Annotated in this window: 1 pseudogene; it reads right to left on the bottom strand. The window is 64.6% G+C overall.

Features of this window, described 5'->3' with window-relative positions:
* Positions 1-709, bottom strand: a pseudogene (locus tag E4K64_RS40065) (IS3 family transposase); the annotation flags it as partial.

Raw genomic sequence — 709 nt, 5'->3', positions numbered from 1 at the left:
CAGGCGCCCCGGCCGTCCATACTGATGGCGATGCCGTTGTCGGTGAGCACGCCGGTGAACGCCGCGCCGGTAAACTGCGAGCCTTGGTCGGTGTTGAAGATCTCGGGCTTGCCGTGACGGGCCAGGGCATCTTCCAGTGTCGCGACGCAGAATGCCGCCTCCATGGTGATCGACAGCCGCCACGACAGAACCCGGCGGGTCGCCCAGTCCAGCACCACGGCCAGATAGACGAAGCCTCGCGCCATCGGGATGTACGTGATGTCCATCGCCCAGACCTGGTTCGGGCGCGTGATCTCCACGCCGCGCAGCAGATAGGGATAGATCTTGTGGCCGGGCTCGGGCTGGGTGGTGCGCGGCCGGCGGTAGAGCGCCTCTATCCCCATCCGCCGCATCAGCGTTTTGACATGCCGGCGGCCGACCTTGCACCCCTCGGCAGCCAGCAGGCCTCGCAGCATTCGCGAACCGGCGAAGGGAAACTCCAGATGCAGCCGGTCGAGCCTTTGCATCAGCGCGAGGTCTTTGGGCGGCACTGGACGCGGCAGATAGTAGACGCTGCCGCGGCTGATGTTCAGAGCTTCCGCCTGCTTGCTGAGCGGCAGATCGTGTTCACGGTCGATCATCGCTTTGCGCTCAGCAATCCCGCCTTGGTGAGCGCTCCTTCTAAAAAATCGTTCTCCAGCGTCAACTCGCCGATCTTGGCGTGCAGCGA

This window comes from Bradyrhizobium frederickii (genome assembly GCF_004570865.1).
Taxonomy (GTDB): domain Bacteria; phylum Pseudomonadota; class Alphaproteobacteria; order Rhizobiales; family Xanthobacteraceae; genus Bradyrhizobium; species Bradyrhizobium frederickii.
This window is presented reverse-complemented; position numbering and strand designations above follow the sequence as displayed.